21 protein-coding genes are annotated in these 17194 nt (G+C 69.1%); 15 read left to right on the top strand and 6 right to left on the bottom strand.

Annotated features, from left to right (window positions below; all coding sequences use genetic code 11):
• Window positions 1-8: 8 nt before the first annotated feature.
• Together STRTU_RS13120 and STRTU_RS13115 are read left to right on the top strand one after the other, a co-directional pair.
• On the top strand, window positions 9-800 hold the full coding sequence (locus tag STRTU_RS13120) for an RNA polymerase sigma factor (RefSeq protein WP_371873587.1): 792 nt from the start codon (window positions 9-11) through the stop codon (window positions 798-800).
• Window positions 800-1843, top strand: a complete 1044-nt coding sequence (locus STRTU_RS13115) for a hypothetical protein (RefSeq protein ID WP_159743707.1) — start codon at window positions 800-802, stop codon at window positions 1841-1843. Before STRTU_RS13120 ends, STRTU_RS13115 begins: the two co-directional genes overlap by 1 nt.
• Window positions 1844-2100: 257 nt before the next feature.
• On the opposite strand, the gene STRTU_RS13110 is transcribed toward STRTU_RS13115, so the two are convergent.
• The gene (locus STRTU_RS13110; RefSeq protein ID WP_174878858.1) at window positions 2101-2934 is read right to left on the bottom strand and encodes a L,D-transpeptidase family protein; all 834 of its coding nucleotides are present in this window, start codon (window positions 2932-2934) and stop codon (window positions 2101-2103) included.
• Between the two features lie 173 nt (window positions 2935-3107).
• Here STRTU_RS13110 and STRTU_RS13105 point away from each other — a divergent pair, with 173 nt between their 5' ends.
• Window positions 3108-4706, top strand: coding sequence for an acyl-CoA mutase large subunit family protein (locus STRTU_RS13105; protein WP_159743706.1), 1599 nt, complete (start codon window positions 3108-3110; stop codon window positions 4704-4706).
• A 59-nt stretch (window positions 4707-4765) separates the two neighbouring features.
• On the opposite strand, the gene STRTU_RS13100 is transcribed toward STRTU_RS13105, so the two are convergent.
• Window positions 4766-5434 carry a YdcF family protein gene (locus STRTU_RS13100; RefSeq protein WP_159743705.1) on the bottom strand — a complete coding sequence of 223 codons (669 nt, stop codon included), beginning with the start codon at window positions 5432-5434 and terminating at the stop codon, window positions 4766-4768.
• A 16-nt stretch (window positions 5435-5450) separates the two neighbouring features.
• Window positions 5451-6548, bottom strand: coding sequence for a hypothetical protein (locus tag STRTU_RS13095; protein ID WP_159743704.1), 1098 nt, complete (start codon window positions 6546-6548; stop codon window positions 5451-5453).
• A gap of 152 nt (window positions 6549-6700) precedes the next feature.
• On the opposite strand from STRTU_RS13095, the gene STRTU_RS13090 reads away from it, so the two are divergent.
• The 5 genes from STRTU_RS13090 (at window position 6701) to STRTU_RS13070 (ending at window position 9744) form a co-directional block, all read left to right on the top strand.
• Window positions 6701-7141, top strand: a complete 441-nt coding sequence (locus tag STRTU_RS13090) for a hypothetical protein (protein WP_159743703.1) — start codon at window positions 6701-6703, stop codon at window positions 7139-7141.
• Window positions 7142-7149: 8 nt separating this feature from the next.
• Window positions 7150-7581: an ATP-binding protein gene (locus STRTU_RS13085; protein WP_159743702.1), complete on the top strand. Its 432-nt coding sequence runs from the start codon at window positions 7150-7152 to the stop codon at window positions 7579-7581.
• A gap of 224 nt (window positions 7582-7805) precedes the next feature.
• Complete coding sequence (locus STRTU_RS13080) at window positions 7806-8927, top strand: NAD(P)-binding domain-containing protein (RefSeq protein WP_159746893.1); 1122 nt, start codon at window positions 7806-7808, stop codon at window positions 8925-8927.
• A 5-nt stretch (window positions 8928-8932) separates the two neighbouring features.
• Window positions 8933-9475, top strand: coding sequence for an NUDIX hydrolase (locus STRTU_RS13075; protein ID WP_159743701.1), 543 nt, complete (start codon window positions 8933-8935; stop codon window positions 9473-9475).
• A gap of 56 nt (window positions 9476-9531) precedes the next feature.
• Window positions 9532-9744, top strand: a complete 213-nt coding sequence (locus STRTU_RS13070; RefSeq protein ID WP_159743700.1) for a hypothetical protein — start codon at window positions 9532-9534, stop codon at window positions 9742-9744.
• Between the two features lie 63 nt (window positions 9745-9807).
• On the opposite strand, the gene STRTU_RS13065 is transcribed toward STRTU_RS13070, so the two are convergent.
• Window positions 9808-10509 carry a FadR/GntR family transcriptional regulator gene (locus tag STRTU_RS13065; RefSeq protein WP_159743699.1) on the bottom strand — a complete coding sequence of 234 codons (702 nt, stop codon included), beginning with the start codon at window positions 10507-10509 and terminating at the stop codon, window positions 9808-9810.
• Window positions 10510-10640: 131 nt separating this feature from the next.
• On the opposite strand from STRTU_RS13065, the gene STRTU_RS13060 reads away from it, so the two are divergent.
• Together STRTU_RS13060 and STRTU_RS13055 are read left to right on the top strand one after the other, a co-directional pair.
• A complete protein-coding gene (locus tag STRTU_RS13060) occupies window positions 10641-11198 on the top strand; it encodes a gluconokinase (protein ID WP_159743698.1) in 558 nt (185 codons plus the stop codon).
• Between the two features lie 93 nt (window positions 11199-11291).
• Window positions 11292-12689: a GntT/GntP/DsdX family permease gene (locus tag STRTU_RS13055; RefSeq protein WP_159743697.1), complete on the top strand. Its 1398-nt coding sequence runs from the start codon at window positions 11292-11294 to the stop codon at window positions 12687-12689.
• A 121-nt stretch (window positions 12690-12810) separates the two neighbouring features.
• Here STRTU_RS13055 and STRTU_RS13050 read toward each other — a convergent pair whose 3' ends face one another.
• Window positions 12811-12939 carry a hypothetical protein gene (locus STRTU_RS13050; RefSeq protein ID WP_269777354.1) on the bottom strand — a complete coding sequence of 43 codons (129 nt, stop codon included), beginning with the start codon at window positions 12937-12939 and terminating at the stop codon, window positions 12811-12813.
• A 314-nt stretch (window positions 12940-13253) separates the two neighbouring features.
• On the opposite strand from STRTU_RS13050, the gene STRTU_RS13045 reads away from it, so the two are divergent.
• The 4 genes from STRTU_RS13045 to STRTU_RS13030 are packed head-to-tail and all read left to right on the top strand — an operon-like array spanning window position 13254 to window position 15445.
• A complete protein-coding gene (locus tag STRTU_RS13045; RefSeq protein ID WP_159743696.1) occupies window positions 13254-14009 on the top strand; it encodes an ATP-binding protein in 756 nt (251 codons plus the stop codon).
• Window positions 14010-14021: 12 nt separating this feature from the next.
• Window positions 14022-14327, top strand: coding sequence for a type VII secretion target (locus tag STRTU_RS13040; protein WP_159743695.1), 306 nt, complete (start codon window positions 14022-14024; stop codon window positions 14325-14327).
• 12 nt (window positions 14328-14339) lie between these two features.
• Window positions 14340-15086 carry a hypothetical protein gene (locus STRTU_RS13035; protein WP_159743694.1) on the top strand — a complete coding sequence of 249 codons (747 nt, stop codon included), beginning with the start codon at window positions 14340-14342 and terminating at the stop codon, window positions 15084-15086.
• Entirely contained in the window at window positions 15083-15445 is a 363-nt protein-coding gene (locus tag STRTU_RS13030; protein ID WP_159743693.1) for a hypothetical protein, read from the top strand. Before STRTU_RS13035 ends, STRTU_RS13030 begins: the two co-directional genes overlap by 4 nt.
• A 57-nt stretch (window positions 15446-15502) precedes the next feature.
• Here STRTU_RS13030 and STRTU_RS13025 read toward each other — a convergent pair whose 3' ends face one another.
• Window positions 15503-16465 carry a DMT family transporter gene (locus STRTU_RS13025; protein WP_159743692.1) on the bottom strand — a complete coding sequence of 321 codons (963 nt, stop codon included), beginning with the start codon at window positions 16463-16465 and terminating at the stop codon, window positions 15503-15505.
• A 144-nt stretch (window positions 16466-16609) separates the two neighbouring features.
• Here STRTU_RS13025 and STRTU_RS13020 point away from each other — a divergent pair, with 144 nt between their 5' ends.
• Window positions 16610-17176 carry a TetR/AcrR family transcriptional regulator gene (locus tag STRTU_RS13020; RefSeq protein WP_159746892.1) on the top strand — a complete coding sequence of 189 codons (567 nt, stop codon included), beginning with the start codon at window positions 16610-16612 and terminating at the stop codon, window positions 17174-17176.
• Window positions 17177-17194: the final 18 nt, after the last annotated feature.

Genomic DNA, 17194 nt, shown 5'->3' with positions numbered 1-17194 from the left:
ATGGACCCGTGCGAGGGGACGACATTCAGCCGGACGACCGTCGGCTGACGGTGGCCGTGCAGGCGGCGCAGGGCGGCGACGAGGCGGCCTTCCGTACCGTCTACCGCGCCGTACATCCCCGACTTCTGGGGTATGTACGGACCTTGGTGAGCGAACCGGACGTAGAGGATGTCACCTCCGAAACCTGGCTTCAGATCACCCGTGACCTCGCCCGCTTCAGCGGCGACGCCGACCGCTTCCGCGGCTGGGCCGCCCGCATCGCCCGCAACCGCGCCCTCGACCACATCCGGATGCGCGGCCGCCGCCCGGCGATCGGCGGCGACGAGAGCGAACTGGCCGACACCCCCGGCGCGTCCGACACCGCGGGCGAGGCGCTCGAAGCCCTGGGCACCGGCAGCACCATGCGGCTGATAGCCCGGCTGCCGCAGGACCAGGCCGAGGCCGTGGTCCTGCGGGTGGTGGTCGGGCTCGACGCCAAGAGCGCCGCAGAGGTGCTCGGCAAACGGGCCGGCGCGGTGCGCACCGCCGCACACCGCGGGCTGCGACGGCTCGCCGAGCTCCTCGGCGAGCAGCCGGACAGCGGCCGGGACGGACCTCGGGGCAGCGGTCAGGACGGCGGCAAAGACGGCGCCGACCAGCAAGAAGACGCCTCCTCCGGCCCGCCCGCAGCGGGTCGGCGCCGAGGTGGTGGAACGGTGAGTGGGGTGCCCGTACAGGGCAGAAGGCGCCGCGACGGCGTGGCGGAATCGTACGTACCAGGTGTGACGGAAACGGCCGCACGAACGCAGAAGGACATGTGATGGCCGACGACCGGTACAACTGGCTCGACAAGGACACCGCGGAGCGATTGCTGCGCGGTGAACAGGTCGGTGCCGGGCACGGGGACGGCGCACGCGAACTCGAACAGCTCCTGCAGGCCGCCGCCGCGCTCGGCGGCAAGGCGCCCGGCACCGCCGAACTCCCCGGCGAAGAGGCCGCCGTCGCCGCCTTCCGGCAGGCCGCGCACCGCGGCGCAGGCGCCCGCAACCGCGCCGCCGCCGAAGCCTTCCCGGCCGGGCGCACCGCACGCGCCACCGGCCCCGCCGGAGGGACCCGCCTCGGCCGCCCCCTCCGGCGCGGCTTCGCCGTCGCCCTCGCCGCCTGCGCCATCGGCGGCGTCGCCGTCGGAGCCGGCACCGGCGTGCTGCCCAGCCCTTTCCGGGACGGCAAACCCGACCCGGCCTCCAGCGTCTCCGCCGCCGAGACCCCCGGCCCGCTCGACACCCGCGAGCCCGGCGCCCAGACCGACGGCACCACGGGACACACCCCCGACCCCACCCCCGGCCGGGAGTCATCCGGCCCCACCGGCACCCCCGCACCCGGCAGCAGTTCCGGCGCCACCAGGAAACCCGGCCGCGGCACCCCCGGCGGCGGTAGCGGAGGCGACGAGAGACCGGGCGGCGACAGCACCCGGCAACCCGGCCACGGCGGCCAGAAGAACGTGCTGCTCGCCCTCTGCCAGGGCTATGAATCCGGCAAGCGGGACGACATGGACCGCGACACGCTGCGGCGCCTTGAGCAGAAGGCGGGCGGCGCCGACAAGGTGCATCTCTTCTGCCGGGCTTATCTGGCGCGCTACCAGGACGGTGGATCCGGCGGTTCCGGTGGCGACGACGGCTTCGGCAGCGGCGGCAGCGGACACAGCGGGGGCAACTCGGGCGGCGGCGACGAGGACGACGACGCACACCCCTCCCAGGCACCCGGCACCAGCCCCGGCGACGGCACGTCCACCCCGCCCCTCGCGCCCCCGGCGACCACCGCGAACCCCGGACTCGTCAGCCCGAGCGAACCCGGCACCCCGTAGGTGTGACGTTTTTTGAACCGGTGACGCAGTACTGAATGAGCCGACTGGTCATCGGCCGCGCGAGAAGCCGGGGTTCCCCCCGTACCCACGGCTCAGCGCATCTGGCGCGGGCAGGGCACGTTCCCCCGGCCCTGCCCGCGCCCCCTTCTTTGCGCCTAAGCCGGCGCCGCTTTCGCGCAGGTGGTTGCTGTGCGTGGGGGTTGCTCAATTATCGCTTCGGTCAAAGAGTGTGGCTGGGGTCGGCTGGTTTCCTGCGGCTAGTGGTGGATGACCACCTTGGTGCCTGGCTTGGCTGTGGTGAAGAGGGTGGCCAGCGAAGACTTGTTGCGGACGTTTACGCAGCCGTGGGAGGCGCCTCGGTAGCCGTGGGCGGCGAAGTCCGCGCTGTAGTGGATGGCCTGGCCGCCGCTGAAGAACATCGCGTAGGGCATGGGCGTGTGGTAGAGCGTCGAGATGTGGTGGCGGCTCTTGAAGGTGATGTGGAAGGTGCCTTCGCGGGTGGGGGTGTACTGCGAGCCGAAGCGGACGTCCATTGCCGAGACGATCCGGCCGTTGACCATCCAGGTGAGCGTGTTGGTCCGCTTGCTGATGCAGATCACCCTGCCCCTCATGCAGCGCGCGTCGGGGGTTCCGACCGGGCGGGTGGTGGGCGGGTGGAGCTGGGTGTGGGACGGGCGGTGGGTCTGGGAGCGCAGGGCGCGCCAGAGGGCGGGCTGCACGGTGCCCGTGCGGGGGAGGCCCTGGCGTCGTTGGAAGGCGCGGACCGCTGTGGTGGTGACCGAGGCGTAGTAGCCCGTCGGGGTGCGGTCGAAGAGGTTCAGCTGGGACAGTCGTGCCTGGAGTTCGCGGACCTGCGCGCCGCGTGAGCCCGGGGCCATCAGTGGCCTGGGGGCCTTCGGTCTGTGGTGGGCGGGGCGTGGCTGTGTGGCGTGCCGGGCGGGGGCGGGGGGTTTGTCGCGGCCCAGTGGTGGGGGAGCGGGGGTGGTGGGGGCGTAGCGGGCGCCCTTGCTGTCCGGGGAACCGGCCGCGCCGGTGACCGATACCGGGCGGCAGCCCACCGCGAGCGCCGCCACCACCAGCACCGCGGCCACCGCCGGCGCCGTACGTCTTCCCCTGCTCCGCTGCATGCGCAACCCCCGGATCTCGGCGGCCCGACCGGCCATCGGTGACTCTTCCCAGTGCTGCGGTGCGGCGAACCTGCGGGCATGCTGTGAGCAAGGCGGAAACCCGGACGAACCGGTCACCCAGTGGGAGGCGTACACCCATGGCGCACGAGTCGGGCAGTGTGCGGCACACCGAGAGCGGTCTGCCCATCGAGCCTGTGTACGGGCCGTCGGCACTGGACGGCTGGGACCCCGAGCGCAGGCTCGGCGCGCCCGGCGGCTACCCGTTCACCCGGGGGGTGTACCCGTCGATGTATACGGGGCGGCCCTGGACGATGCGGCAGTACGCCGGGTTCGGTACCGCGCGCGAATCCAACGCCCGCTACCGGCAGCTGATCGCCCACGGCACGACGGGGCTGTCCGTCGCCTTCGACCTGCCGACCCAGATGGGGCATGACTCGGACACCCCGATCGCCTCCGGCGAGGTCGGCAAGGTCGGGGTGGCCATCGACTCCGTCGAGGACATGCGGGTGCTGCTGGGCGGCATCCCGCTGGACCGGGTGTCGACGTCGATGACGATCAACGCCCCTGCCGCACTGCTGCTGCTCCTCTATCAACTGGTGGGGGAGGAGGAAGGGGTGGCGGCCGCTCAGCTGAACGGGACCATCCAGAATGACGTGCTCAAGGAGTACATCGCGCGGGGCACCTATATCTTCCCGCCGCAGCCGTCTTTGCGGCTGACCGCGGACATCTTCCAGTACTGCCGGGCCGAGATCCCCCGGTGGAACACCATCTCCATCTCCGGCTACCACATGGCCGAGGCGGGCGCCTCACCCGCGCAGGAGATCGCCTTCACGCTCGCCAACGGCATCGCCTATGTGCGGACGGCCGTTGCCGCCGGGATGGCCGTGGACGACTTCGCGCCCCGGCTGTCGTTCTTCTTCGTCTCGCGCACCACGCTGCTCGAAGAGGTCGCCAAGTTCCGTGCCGCGCGCCGGATCTGGGCCCGGGTGATGCGGGAGGAGTTCGGCGCGGAGAACCCCAGGTCGATGATGCTGCGGTTCCACACCCAGACCGCGGGAGTGCAGCTCACCGCCCAGCAGCCGGAGGTGAACCTCGCCCGGGTCACCGTCCAGGGGCTGGCCGCCGTGCTCGGCGGCACCCAGTCGCTGCACACCAACTCCTTCGACGAGGCCATCGCCCTGCCCACGGATAAGTCGGCCCGGCTCGCGCTGCGGACCCAGCAGGTGCTCGCGTACGAGACCGATGTGACCGCCACCGTCGACCCGTTCGCCGGGTCCTACGCCGTCGAGTCGATGACCGACGACGTGGAGGAGGCGGCCGTGGCGCTGATGCGGCGGGTCGAGGACATGGGCGGCGCGGTGGCCGCCATCGAGCGGGGCTTCCAGAAGGACGAGATCGAGCGCAACGCCTACCGCATCGCGCAGGAGACGGACGCAGGTGAGCGGGTCGTGGTCGGCGTCAACCGTTTCCAGCTGGACGAGGAGGAGCCCTACGAGCCGCTGCGGGTCGACCCCGCCATCGAGGCCCAGCAGGTCGAGCGGCTGGCCGTGCTCCGGGACCGCCGTAACGCCCGTGCGGTCTCGGCGGCCCTCGGCGATCTGCGGAAGGCCGCCGAGGGGACGGACAACGTCCTCTACCCCATGCGCGAGGCGCTGCGCGCGCGGGCCACGGTGGGCGAGGTGTGCGATGCGCTGCGGGGGGTGTGGGGGACGTATGTGCCGACGGATGCGTTCTGAGGGGGGCGGGCACGACGGGGTGCCAAGTCAGCGCGCACAGCCCGTCCGGAGACGGCAGGTCAGGGAGCGAGGAGGCGGCTGGTGAAGCCGTCGTGGACGAGCGATTCGTATGCGCCCCGCACGTCCTCCGGAACGACCTGCTCGATGGCGAACCCGAGACGGGGATACTCGATCACCCGCTGCAGGTCGCCGACGAGCTGGTGGACGACGAGTTCTTCGTCGCCGATCGTCTTCAGATAGTCATCGAACTCCAGGGGAGCCGAGGCGCAGATCACCTCGACCTCGGGCCACACCTTGCGGGCAGTGGCATAGGCGCGTCGCTCCATATAAGGCATGGAGACCAGCAACACAGTCTTCGGCATGATCCCGGCGGCAACCAGGACTTCGCGGGAGAGGGTGACGTTCTGCCCGGTGTTCCTCGCGCCGGGCTCCAGCAGAACCGCGTCCGCAGGCACCCCGAGGGCGAGCGCATGCTCGCGGAAGTGCACTGCTTCGCCGCGGGGGAAGCGCTCGGGGGCGGTGGGGTTGGAGCCGCCGGAGAACACCAGAGTGGGGAACAGGCCGGCTCGGTACAGCTCTGCACAGAAAGCCGGGACACCAAGGTCGTGACTGCCCAGGCCGATGGCGGCGTCGGTGGGCCGCACCTCGTGGTGCATCTGGTGGTAGTCCCAGATCAGCTTGGCCCGCTGTCGCTGGCCTTCGGTAATGGCCCGCTCGTTGTCCGTCACTCGCGTCTCTCCCTGGTCACCGCCGGGGGCCCAAGGCCCCCTCGCTCGTCATCCGGATGCCCTCGATGCTGCGGAACTGGTGACTCAGACCGAACTTGGCGGCCAGCTTCGCGGCGGCGTCGAGCACATGCAGACCATCATCCCGGGTGGCAGGGTCGGACAGCAGGATGTGACCGTGGGCGGTGTCCAGCCGGACCTGCTGCATTGGTGAGTCGGTCGTTCCGGTGCTACGGGCGATGTCGATGAAGTGCAGGGCCTGGGTGATGTCACCGACGCCGCGGTGGGCGAGGGCGAGCTTTTGGTGGGCGACGGACCAGTCGTCCGGCTCGGCCAGCTCCTCGAACTCGCGCGTCGCGGCGCGCATGACCCGGGCGGCGTAGTCGTTGTTGCCGCCCTTGCTCAGCGCGGTGCCCACCCACAGCCGGGCTCTGGCCCGGTCGCGGCGGGAGAGCCTGTCGTCGACGGCCAGGGTCTCGTAATGGCGGGCGGCTGTCTCCAGCTTGCCGGACATCTCGGCGACCACGGCGAGGGACAGGTCAAGCTGGGCGATGCGGCGAGGAATGTCGAGCTGGGTGAACAGCGAGCGGGCACCGGCATAGGAGTGCTGGGCCGACAGCGGGCCGAGGACGGCTCCTTGGTCTCGTTGGAGATCACCCATCAGCGCTGTTGAGCGGGCGACCAAGTACCTGCCTTTGTCGTCCAGATCGGCCGGATCGAAGCGTGTCAGCCACCGGTCCAGCAGGTTGTCGGCGAAAGCGAAGTTCTGGCGGGAGAGGGCCACGACGGTCCGGTCCAGGTCGTCGGTCCACGTTTCGTATTCCCAGGCTCTCGGGCCGCTGCTGGTGATGCGTCTGCCGCTGCACTGGCCGTGCCGGCCGGCCTCGGACAGGAATGTCTCGAAGCGCAGATGCACGGCGGTGTCCGAGCGGGCCAAGGCAGTATCCAGGATGGCCTGGGTGTCCTGCCGTGGTTCCGTTGTGGCCAGTAGCTTCTCCCACTTGGAGATGGTGCGGACGCCGACGCCCAAGTGCTGGGCGAACGCGCGGACGCTCAGCCGGAGTGCGAGACGTAATGCCCGGGCTTCCAGGCCGGTCCAGTGGTGCACGGTCGCCACGCGTCGCTCCCTTCTGTTCGTCATCGAAGCACGATGCGTGGCGGCAGGGGACGCAAGTGCAACGGAAGTACAACAGAGGGTCATTGGCCGCTGAAGCAGACCGGGCCAGGCTTCAAGTGCTGTCACGTCCCCGAGCACTTGGACGGTCATCGATGGAACCCCTCACCGAGCATCGCCGGGTCAGCGGGCCGGTCGTTTTCGGCTTTCTGCGGCTGGTGCAGGTCTCTGCCGCCCGGCAGGAGGCCCTGATGGCGTCGCTTGCCGAGTACTGCCGCAGTCACGAGCTGGTGCTATCCGGTTTGTTCACCGAACGCTCTGCCACGAACGGTTCGGGGGCGTTCACCGGTCTGCTGGACGTGCTCGCTCTGCCGGACACCTATGGCGTCGTTGCACCGGCGGCTTCCCATTTGGGCACGAAGGCGATAGCCGGTGAACGGCAGAAACAGATTGAGGCGGTCGGCTCACGGCTGCTGCTGGTCCGCGGACCCCGCAGCCCTCGCCCTTCCGGTCACGGGCCGACCAGCCCGCCCTCCGCAGCCCTTCGCCGCCGAAGCCCGGGGCCGGCTCCTGCCCTGGCCACAGAGACCACGTGAGGCCCGCCATGGTGGATGCGACACAGAAGTTTTTCGAAGCAAAGCCCGAATCGATCAGCCTGGCCCGCGACTTCGCCGCCATGACTCTGAAGGCATGGGGGCTGGACGCACCAGCTGACGATGTCCGGCTGTGTGTCTCCGAACTGGCCTCCAACGCCCTCCTCCACGGCACGAAGCGTGGCCACGGCTTCCTGGTGCGGCTGGACGCCGACGAAGACTTCGTACGCCTGGAAGTACACGACAGCCGCGACGGTCGCGGCAGCCGCGAACCGCAGCCGGCAATCCAGCACCCTGCGGACACCGACACCACCGGGCGGGGCCTGAGGATCGTCGACATACTCGCCGACGGCTGGGGTGTCGAGGACCGAGAGCCGCTGGGCAAGATCGTCTGGTCGCGCTTCAAGGCCGGGTTCCCCGGCAGCCAGGACCACCTGGGCTGACCGGCACTCCTTCACAAGGTCCGGGCCCTGGACTCCTGGTCTCGCTGGGTGCCTGGATGTTCCTGATCCTTGGCCCCGCCCCACTGCCGCACACCGCCGGCGCCGTCACCGTCAACGCTCACCTGGACGCCGCCTCCGCCGATTTCCTGCTGCTGTCGGCTTCGCCCGCACTGCCTGACAGCCCCCGTGCACGGCTCCGAGCTGAAGAACGAGAGGTCAATGCTATGGAATCCTTCGAACGCGCCCGGCTGGACGCCTATTTCACGAAGATCGCTGCCCGGTTCGCCCCCGATGAGCAAGCTGCTTCCTTCCTCGTCACCCACCTGCTGCCCGAGCGGCCCGGCTTCGTCCGCACGGTCGCCGCGATGAGCCGTCTCAAAGCCGTGCTGCCCAAGCCCAAATCCATCACCGCAGCCGCCCAACGCGAGGTCGAGCAGGCCGTCCCCGTCGACACCCTCTCCCGCGAACTGTTCACCGACGCCGACACGGCGCTCGACTACATCGAATCCCGGGCAGCCGGTGAGACGCTCGCGCTACTGGACGTCGGCGGCTACTTCGCCCCCACCCTCACCGACATCCCGGGCCGATTCTCCGGGCGCCTCGCCGGGGTGATCGAGGACACGGAGAACGGCCACCGCCGTTACGACGCAGTCGACAAACTGCCCTGCCCGGTGATCTCCGTCGCCCGGTCCCCGCTCAAGGATCCCGAGGACTTCCTCGTCGGCCAGTCCGTCGTCTTCTCCACCGAAGCTGTCATGCGCGCACGAGGCGATATCCTCCACGGCCGCCCCGCCCTGGTGATCGGCTTCGGCAAACTCGGCTCTTCCATCGCCCGCCTCTTGCACGCCAAAGGAGTCCAGGTCACCGTCTTCGACATCGACGCCGTCCGCCGTACCCAGGCCCTGGCCCAGGGCTTCACCGTCGCCCGCGACCGCGAGGCCGCGCTGACCGACGCGGGCCTGGTGCTCTGCGCGACCGGCGCCGTCTCCCTGCACGGGGAGGACTTCACCCACCTCCGCAACGGCGCCTACGTCGCCACGGTCACCTCCAGCGAGGATGAACTGGAGTTGGGCGGACTGCCGGACGTCTACCACCGCACGATGGCCGGCGACCACGTCACCCGCTACCAGACCACCGGCCACTACTTCTATCTGGTGAACGGCGGCAACGCCGTGAACTTCTTGCACGGTGCCAGCGTTGGGCCGTTCATCTTCCTGGTCCAGGCCGAGATCCTGGCCGCGATCAGGATGCTCACTCGCGGAGATCTCGCCCCCGGCATGCACGAGGTTCCCGCGGCCGACCGTGCCGCGATCGCGGCAATCTGGCTCTCCTACTTCAATAGGTGATCATCATGGCCATCACGGCAGACCACATCCGCGCCACCGTGAACTCTTACCTCTACGAGCACCCGGAGGAGAAGTCCGGCCTGGCCATCCCTCTCGACCTCCTGGACGCCGGCGCCGACCTCGCCTCCCGTAAGGAGTTCCGTGGTCATGCGACCGCCGGCGCGGTTCTTGTCGGGCCGGACGGGCGCATCCTGCACATCCACCACCTCGCCACCCGCAAGTGGCTCCTGCCCGGCGGCCACCTCGAATCCACCGACACCAGTCTCGGGGAGGCCGCCAGGCGCGAGCTCACCGAAGAGACCGGCATCCTCGCCGACTCTGTCAGCCCTGTGGGCGACTCCCCCGTCCACATCGACATCCATCCGATCGATGCCAACGCCGCCAAGGCCGAGCCGGACCACCAGCACATCGACTTCCGGTTTTTGTTCCGCACCGAAGCCGAAGTCGGCCAGCTCCAGTCTGAAGAGGTCATCGACGCCGCCTGGCGCGACCTCGACAGCATCAGCGACGCAAACCTGCGAGGCCGGATCGCCCAGGTCCTTCGCTGACGCCAGTAGGGCCGGTGGCTTGTGAGCGCCGCGTGGGCCTGCGTCACACTGAGGGCATGTCGTCACCCCGCCGTGTGTGCCCCGTCTGCACCCGAGAGATCGCCGTTGTCGGCGGCCGCTTCGCCCGCCATGACCCGCCCGGACGGCGGACGGTGCTGGAGCTGATCTCCTGCCCGGGGTCGCGCAGGATGGCGCCGATGATGGCGCCCGCGGAGAAGCTGTTCGACCCGGAGGAGCCGCCGTTCCCGGGGCAGCAGCCGTTGTTCTGAGCGGGGGAGCCGCCGGGCGCGCACGGTCGATGACGGTCCCATACGCCGCCGCCCGGTGGTCAACTACGGTGCCAGGACGTCCAGTTCGGCCATCGCGCCGGTGGTGATCTCGCGGGTCAGCGCCTCCGCCCGCGCCGCGTCGCCGGTCCGTACGGCCTCCGCGACCTGCACATGGAGGGTGACCGCGGCCGGGTCGGGGTCGGTGAACATCACCCGGTGCTGGGTGCGGCCGGTCAGGACGGCGGCGACCACATCGCCGAGCCGGGCGAACATCTCGTTGCCGGAGGCGGTCAGGACGACCCGGTGGAAGGCCGTGTCGTGGACGAGGTAGGCGTCGAGCTGCTGGCCGCGTGAGGTGGCGACCATGCCCATGGCCTGTTCGGTGAGTTCGGCGCACTGCTCGGGGGTGGCGTGCCGGGCGGCGAGGCCCGCGGCGACCGGCTCGATCGCCGAACGCAGCACGGTGAGGGAGCGCAGCTGCCGGGGGCGGTCCCGGCCGGCCAGCCGCCAGCCGATCACCCGCGGGTCGTAGACATTCCACTCCTCGGTGGGCCGGACGGTCACCCCCACCCGGCGCCGGGAGGCGACCAGCTGCATGGATTCCAGTACCCGGATCGCCTCGCGGATGACCGTGCGGGAGACGTCGAAGCGCTGCTCCAGTTCGTCCGTGCGCAGGATCGTGCCCGGAGGGTAGTCGCCCGCGGTGATCGCGGGTCCGAGGGACTCCAGCACGCGGGCGTGCAGCCCCTTCCCCTCGTTTTCCATGGGCCAAGCCTACGTTCCCGGCTCCGGCGAATTAAGTATGACGTTTGCATCACGAGCTCTTGAATACGTCGTACCTAATGGGGTTCAGTGGGCGCCGCACGAGGTCGATGAAGACAGCGAGGTACCACGGGATGAGCACCCCCGACGTGATCGACGTAGCGGACGTGACGGACGTGACGGACGTGATCGTCGTGATGGGCGTGGCCGGCACCGGTAAGACCACGATCGGTCCGCTGGTCGCCGAGGCGCTGGGCGTCCCGTATGCCGAGGGTGACGACTTCCATCCGACGGCCAACATCGCCAAGATGTCGGCCGGTATCCCGCTGGACGACGCCGACCGGGGCCCCTGGCTGGACGCCATAGGGGCCTGGGCGCACGAACGGGGCGGGCGCGGCGGGGTCGTCAGCAGCTCGGCACTCAAGCGCGCCTATCGCGACCGGTTGCGCGCCGCCGCCCCCGGCATCGTCTTTCTGCACCTCACCGGCGCTCGCGCGCTGATCGAGGAGCGGATGGCCGAGCGCCGGGGCCACTTCATGCCGGCCGCGCTGCTGGACTCCCAGTTCGCCACGCTCGAACCGCTCGGGCCCGACGAGGCCGGCGTCCTCGTCGATGTGGCCGGCACCCCGGCGGAGATCGCCGGGCGGGCGGTCGCGGCATTGCACGCGAGGGATGCGGCAGGTGCCCGTTAGGACGCCCCGCCCGCACCCCCAACTCCCCACCCCCACACGTAAAGCAGCCCCCTTCGCCACTTCCCCCTCTGTCGTTCAATCAAGGGAATCGCCGTGACACATCTCAGCGTCGAGATGCTCGCAGCGGACGCGGCCGAGCCGATCACCACGGCCGGTCACGCACAGCTGGGCATCGCCGTCCTGGCCGGCATAGCCGTCATCGTCCTGCTCATCACCAAGTTCAAGCTGCATGCCTTTCTGTCGCTGATCATCGGCTCGCTGGTGCTCGGCGCGGTGGCCGGTGCGCCGCTCGACAAGACGGTCACCAGCTTCTCGGCGGGGCTGGGCACGACGGTCGCCGGCACCGGGGTGCTGATCGCGCTCGGTGCGGTCCTCGGGCGGCTGCTCGCCGACTCCGGTGGTGCGGACCAGATCGTCGACACGATCCTGGCGAAGGCGGGCAGGTCGGCAATGCCCTGGGCGATGGTGCTGATCGCCGGGATCGTCGGGCTGCCGCTCTTCTTCGAGGTCGGCATCGTGCTGCTGATCCCGGTGGTGCTGCTGGTCGCCAAGCGCGGCAACTTCTCGCTGATGCGGATCGGCATCCCGGCGCTGGCCGGACTGTCCGTCATGCACGGGCTGATACCCCCGCACCCCGGGCCGCTCGCGGCGATCGACGCGGTCGGTGCGAACCTCGGTGTCACCCTCGCGCTCGGGGTGGTCGTCGCCATCCCGACCGCGATCATCGCCGGTCCGGTCTTCTCCCGTTACGCGGCCCGCTGGGTCGACATTCAGCCGCCGGAGAATCTGGTGCCCGAGCGGACCTCCGACGACCTGGCGAAGCGGCCCGGTTTCGGGATCACCGTGGCCACCGTGCTGCTTCCGGTGGTGATGATGCTGGCCAAGGCGCTGGTGGACATCGTCGTCGACGACCCCGGGCACCAGGTCCAGAAGGTCTTCGACGTCATCGGCTCGCCGCTGATCGCCCTGCTCACCGCCGTGATCGTCGCGATGTTCACGCTCGGCCGGGCGGCCGGGTTCACCCGCGACCGGATCGCCGCCACCGTCGAGAAGTCGCTCGCCCCGATCGCCGGGGTGGTGCTGATCGTCGGCGCGGGCGGCGGCTTCAAGCAGACGCTGGTGGATGCCGGGGTCGGCCAGATGATCCTGGACATCTCCAAGGGCTGGAACATTTCCGCGCTGCTGCTGGCCTGGCTGATCGCGGTCGCCATCCGCCTCGCGACCGGCTCCGCGACCGTCGCCACCATCTCCGCCGCCGGACTGGTCGCCCCGCTCGCCGCGGAGATGACCACCCCGCACGCCGCGCTGCTGGTGCTGGCCATCGGCTCCGGCTCGCTGTTCTTCAGCCATGTCAACGACGCCGGATTCTGGCTGGTCAAGGAGTACTTCGGGATGAACGTCGGCCAGACGCTGAAGACTTGGTCGGTGATGGAGACGCTGATCTCGGTGGTCGGGATCGTCTGCGTCCTGCTGCTGTCGCTGGTCCTCTAGCCAGGACCGCTCGTCTGGATCTTGCCGGGCTCGCATGCCCCGGTGCCGCGCCTCCCGGCACGTTGTCGTCGGTCGCCAACGTGCCGGGACCCCACACGTAGCGCACGGCGTGATCCGCCTCTTACGCCGGTGTGAAGGCGTCGAGGTCATCGGCGTAGGAGCGGATATGGATGTCCCGGTGAGCGTGTGCGGCGGCGATCACGGGGGCGAACGCCGGGTACGCGTGCGGGTGTTCCTCCAGCAGGTCCACGGCGGCGACGGCACCGCACTCCGCGGTGCCTCGTCCTCCGACCGGGGCAACCGTGAGGAGGGGCAGCAGGCGGGGCGTCGCCCGCCTCTTCAGCGAACTTGGCTACTTCTGCAGCGACTTGGCTTCCGACCCGGCCGTTTAAATTTCTACCAGTCATGTGAACATTTGGTGGACGGTTCTGGCAGATTCTGAAACCTCGTGATGATGCGTCAGGCTGACGCTGCGCCTGGGTGGTGGGCATTGTTACGGTCGGCGCGTTGAGTTCGCCATGCGAACGCGTGGAAATGTACCGACATACGGGGGGATGAAGCCGCATGGACAATGCGTTCCGCCAGGAGCTGGAGCAGTTCCAGAGTTACACCGCCGAGCTCCAAGGCATGCTTTCCGGCATCCAAGGGAGCCGCCCTGAAAGGGCGGAAGGATCGGACGCACAGGGTGCAGTGCGGGTCACGGTCGGCGGTGACGGGCTCCCGCAGGACATAACGGCCGCCTCGGACTGGGGAAAGCGTTGCAAGTCCGGCGGTCTCGGCATGGCTGTGGTCGAGGCTGCCCATAATGCACATTCTGAACTCATGGATACCTGGTCACAGGACTTTCCCAGTGGCCCCTGGGATGCGAGCCCGGGAAGGGGGAATATGGGCGCCGCCCCGGCGTCGCGCGCCGAGGCGCACGGGACTCCTGTCCCAGAGGAGCGGGACACCCGGTACGTGATTTCCCGTCCGCTGGACCAGCTCGTGGAAGATGTCATCTCCTCTCTGAGCGCTGCGAACAGCTTCGAAATCGCTCCCGACGAAGCAGCGCAGGCATCGGGATCGGATCCGGCCGGACGCGTGACGATCACTCTCACCCCTGCATCCCTTGCATCGTGTGACGTGGACGCGAGTTGGGCTGCAAAAGCGTCGGTGACCCAGATCAACCGGGCCCTCGGTGAGGCGCTCGCGGATGCGCGTTCCGCCCTGGCCCGCAGCAGTGTTTCCGAGCAGGCGGAGGGGGAGGGGCAGAAGCTCGACGGCCTGCTCGACGAGGCGATGGCTGCCCTCCGCGACCCCAGTCGCCTCAACAACCTCTGAAGGAGCAGGCTCGTGGTAAATCCCGACATCAAGGTGGTCACCGATGTGCTGCGCTCCGAAGCGCGCATGTGGGATAACCAGAGCGACGCTCTGGGAAAACTTCACCATGCCGTAGAGGGGCTGCGCGCCACTCGCCTTGAAGCAGGCATATTCCAGATCGTGTTTTCGGCCTACGAGGCTGCGGTCGACCAGATATCTGACCGGTGCAAGGAAGGCCAGCAGCGCACACAGGAAATAGCTGATGCCCTGATCAAGAGCGCGACGGCCTACGATAACCAAGAAGAAGAAACAAAGGCGCATGTCGAGGGAACGTACTGAACAGGGGGCGGCATGACTACCTTCAATCTTTCGCAGTATCAGGCTCTGACCAGCGAGCTGAAGTCCGGCGTGAACAAGCTGTCACAAAAGAAAGAGGAACTCGTTCCGACGGCACAGAAGGCGGGCGATGCGTGGTACATGCCACAGAAAATAGCTGATGCCCTCATGTGGATCGCCGAGAAGTTGAGGGAACTCGCGAAATGGGTGATCGACAAGATTGAGGATGCACTGAAGGCTGCGGCGGCTCCCATTGCGCTTTATAAAATTTCGTCTGAATGGGTTGACAGGATTCAGACCCCCGCATCGGCTGTGCAGGGGCAGACGGACTGGAAGGCCCTGCAGGCTCCCCGTCGTTGGAAAGGGGATGCGGCAACCCTCTACCTGGACTCGGTGCGGGGACAGTCCTCGGCTGCAGGGCGGATCGGGAGCATCGCGGACCAGGTGTCCTTGTCCTGCACGATCTGCGCCAGCACCGGGCTCGTGTTCTACGCTGCGCTGGGAGCGCTCCTGGCCAAGGCTGTCATCGGTACGGTTGCAGCTATCGGCGCGCTGATGACCGGGGTCGGTGCTCCCGCCGCTGCCCTGGTCTTCGCGGATGCAGCAGGGTTCACCGCTGCGGGCGTAGGCGCAGCGGTCATGGCAGCGCTCGCAGCCCTGGGAACCCAGGTTGAGGAACTGAACCGCATCAAGGGGCAGGCCAAGAGCGCCCAAGATTTCCCCGGCCCCCCCATTGGCCACTGGCCCAAGGGCACGGCGTGAGCGGGCGCGAGCCGATGCGCGTACATCCCTTGGCGGCACTGCTGATTTTTCTGGGGGTCGGTGGCGTTTGCGTGTCGGTGGCGCTCGCGGTCAATGGGCATGGTGATGCGCTCACGCAAGCCCTCTTTCTGATCTCCTTCGTCCCGTTCGGGGCGGGCCAGGTCTACAACCACCACAAGCGACGGCGTGACTGGTTCTACCGAAGGTTCCGCACGTACGAGAACTTCCGTGCCGAGGCGATCGAGGAGGCGCGCCAAGTGAAGCGCGAGAAGGGTGAAACGGGGGCCATGCGGCATCTGATGAGCCTTTACCCGCGCCTCCCTACGTCCATGAAGATCCGGCTGCTCAAAGAGCTCTGACCTGGTACCCGCCGGTGGTGGGCGGCGTCGGCACGCCGGCCGGCGCCGCCCACCACCTCAGGCGCCCGTTCCCCGGCACGAGGCCGCACCGGTGGGAGCGCCGGTGCGGCCTCGTGTGCGTATGGGCGGGTTGCCGGTACGGCTCGTTGCCGTGGGTGTCGCGCCGCGGCGTACGAGGGCGACCGCCGCGAGGCCGATTGCCAGTCCGGCGGCGGTCTGCGGGCCGAACGGTTCGCCGAACATGGCGGTGCCCCACAGCGCGGTGACCGGTGCCATCAGGAACATCAGGGTGTTCACCTCGGTGGCGCCGAAGCGCCGGAGGATCAGCCAGTACAGCCCGTATCCGCCGAAGGTCGACAGCACCACCAGCCAGCAGACCGCGACCCAGAACGAGGGCGCGGCGGGCGGCCGTAGGGTGCCGGTGGCGGCGGCGAGGGCGGTGAAGAGGACGGCGCTGGTGGCGCAGTGGACGGTCATCGACACCGAGGGCGCGACCCGGGTGCGCGAGCGGCCCTCCAGGAAGGTGGCCGCCACCAGCGAGGACATCCCGAGGAACGGGACGAGATAGGCCCACCAGCGCACGTCCGTGCCGGCCGCCGCATCGGCCGTGGTGACCAGGGCGACCCCGCCCAGGCCCAGGCACAGCCCGAGCCACTGCCGCCGGGAGACGTACTGGCGCAGCAGCGGTCCGGCGAGAGCCCCGGCCACCAGGGGCTGGGTGCCGTCGATCAGGGCCGTGGTGCCGCTGGAGACCCCGAGCTGGATCGCGTAATAGACGGTGAACAGATAGCCGCTCTGGGAGAGTGCGCCGATGGCGGTCTGCCGGGCCATGTCCCGTGCGGTCAGGTCCCGCCACGAGGCGCGGGCGGCGGTGGCCGCCACCAGGGCGAGGACGGCGGCGAGCGGCAGGAACCGCCACATCAGGAGCGTGGCAGCGGGCGCGCTGTCCGCGCCGAGCTTGGCCCCGATGAAGCCGGAGCTCCAGCAGACCACGAAGGCCGCCGAGAGCAGGAAGCGCATGCCGTCCCTTTCAGTTGCCCGGTTCAGTAGACCGATCTGTCTACCTCCCCTTTCACTATACAGATCGGTATACTTTTTGGCATGGGTATTTCGCAGGCACGTCCTCCGCGGGCAGCTACTTCGCAGACGCACGGCCGGGTCGCCATGACGCCCGCCGCGCGCCGCGCCCTCACGGCTGCCGAGCGGCTGTTCTACGAGCGCGGCATCCATGCCGTCGGGGTGGATCTGATCGCGGCCGAGGCCGGGGTGACGAAGAAGACCCTCTACGACCGGTTCGGCTCCAAGGAGCAGATCGTCGTGGAGTACCTCGCGGACCGCGATGAACGCTGGCGGGCCTTTCTGGCGCCGTATCTCGATGCCGCGGGGCCGTCGCCCGCGGCGCGGATCCTGGCCGTCTTCGACGCCTCGCGCGCCTGGTCGGCCGAGCGCAGCGGCAGGGGGTGCAGCATGGTCAACGCCCATGCCGAGATCAGCGATCCGGCCCATCCCGGGTACGCGATCATCACCGCGCAGAAGCAGTGGATGCTCGGGCTGTTCACCGATCTGGCCGGGGCCGCGGCTCCTGGCCGGGCGGACCGGGTGGGGCGGGGGCTGATGCTTCTGCATGAAGGGGCGCTGGTCGCCCATGGGTTGGATGTTTTTCCTGACCCGATCGGTCAGGCCCGCGAGGAAGCGGAGGCGCTGCTGGCTGCTGCGGGGGCGGAGGTGTGACCGGCGGTCGCTCCTCTC

Origin of the sequence: Streptomyces tubercidicus, assembly GCF_027497495.1 — a bacterium.
GTDB lineage: Bacteria > Actinomycetota > Actinomycetes > Streptomycetales > Streptomycetaceae > Streptomyces > Streptomyces tubercidicus.
The sequence above is the reverse complement of the archived record's forward strand: the minus strand, read 5'-3'. Positions and strand labels throughout refer to the sequence as shown.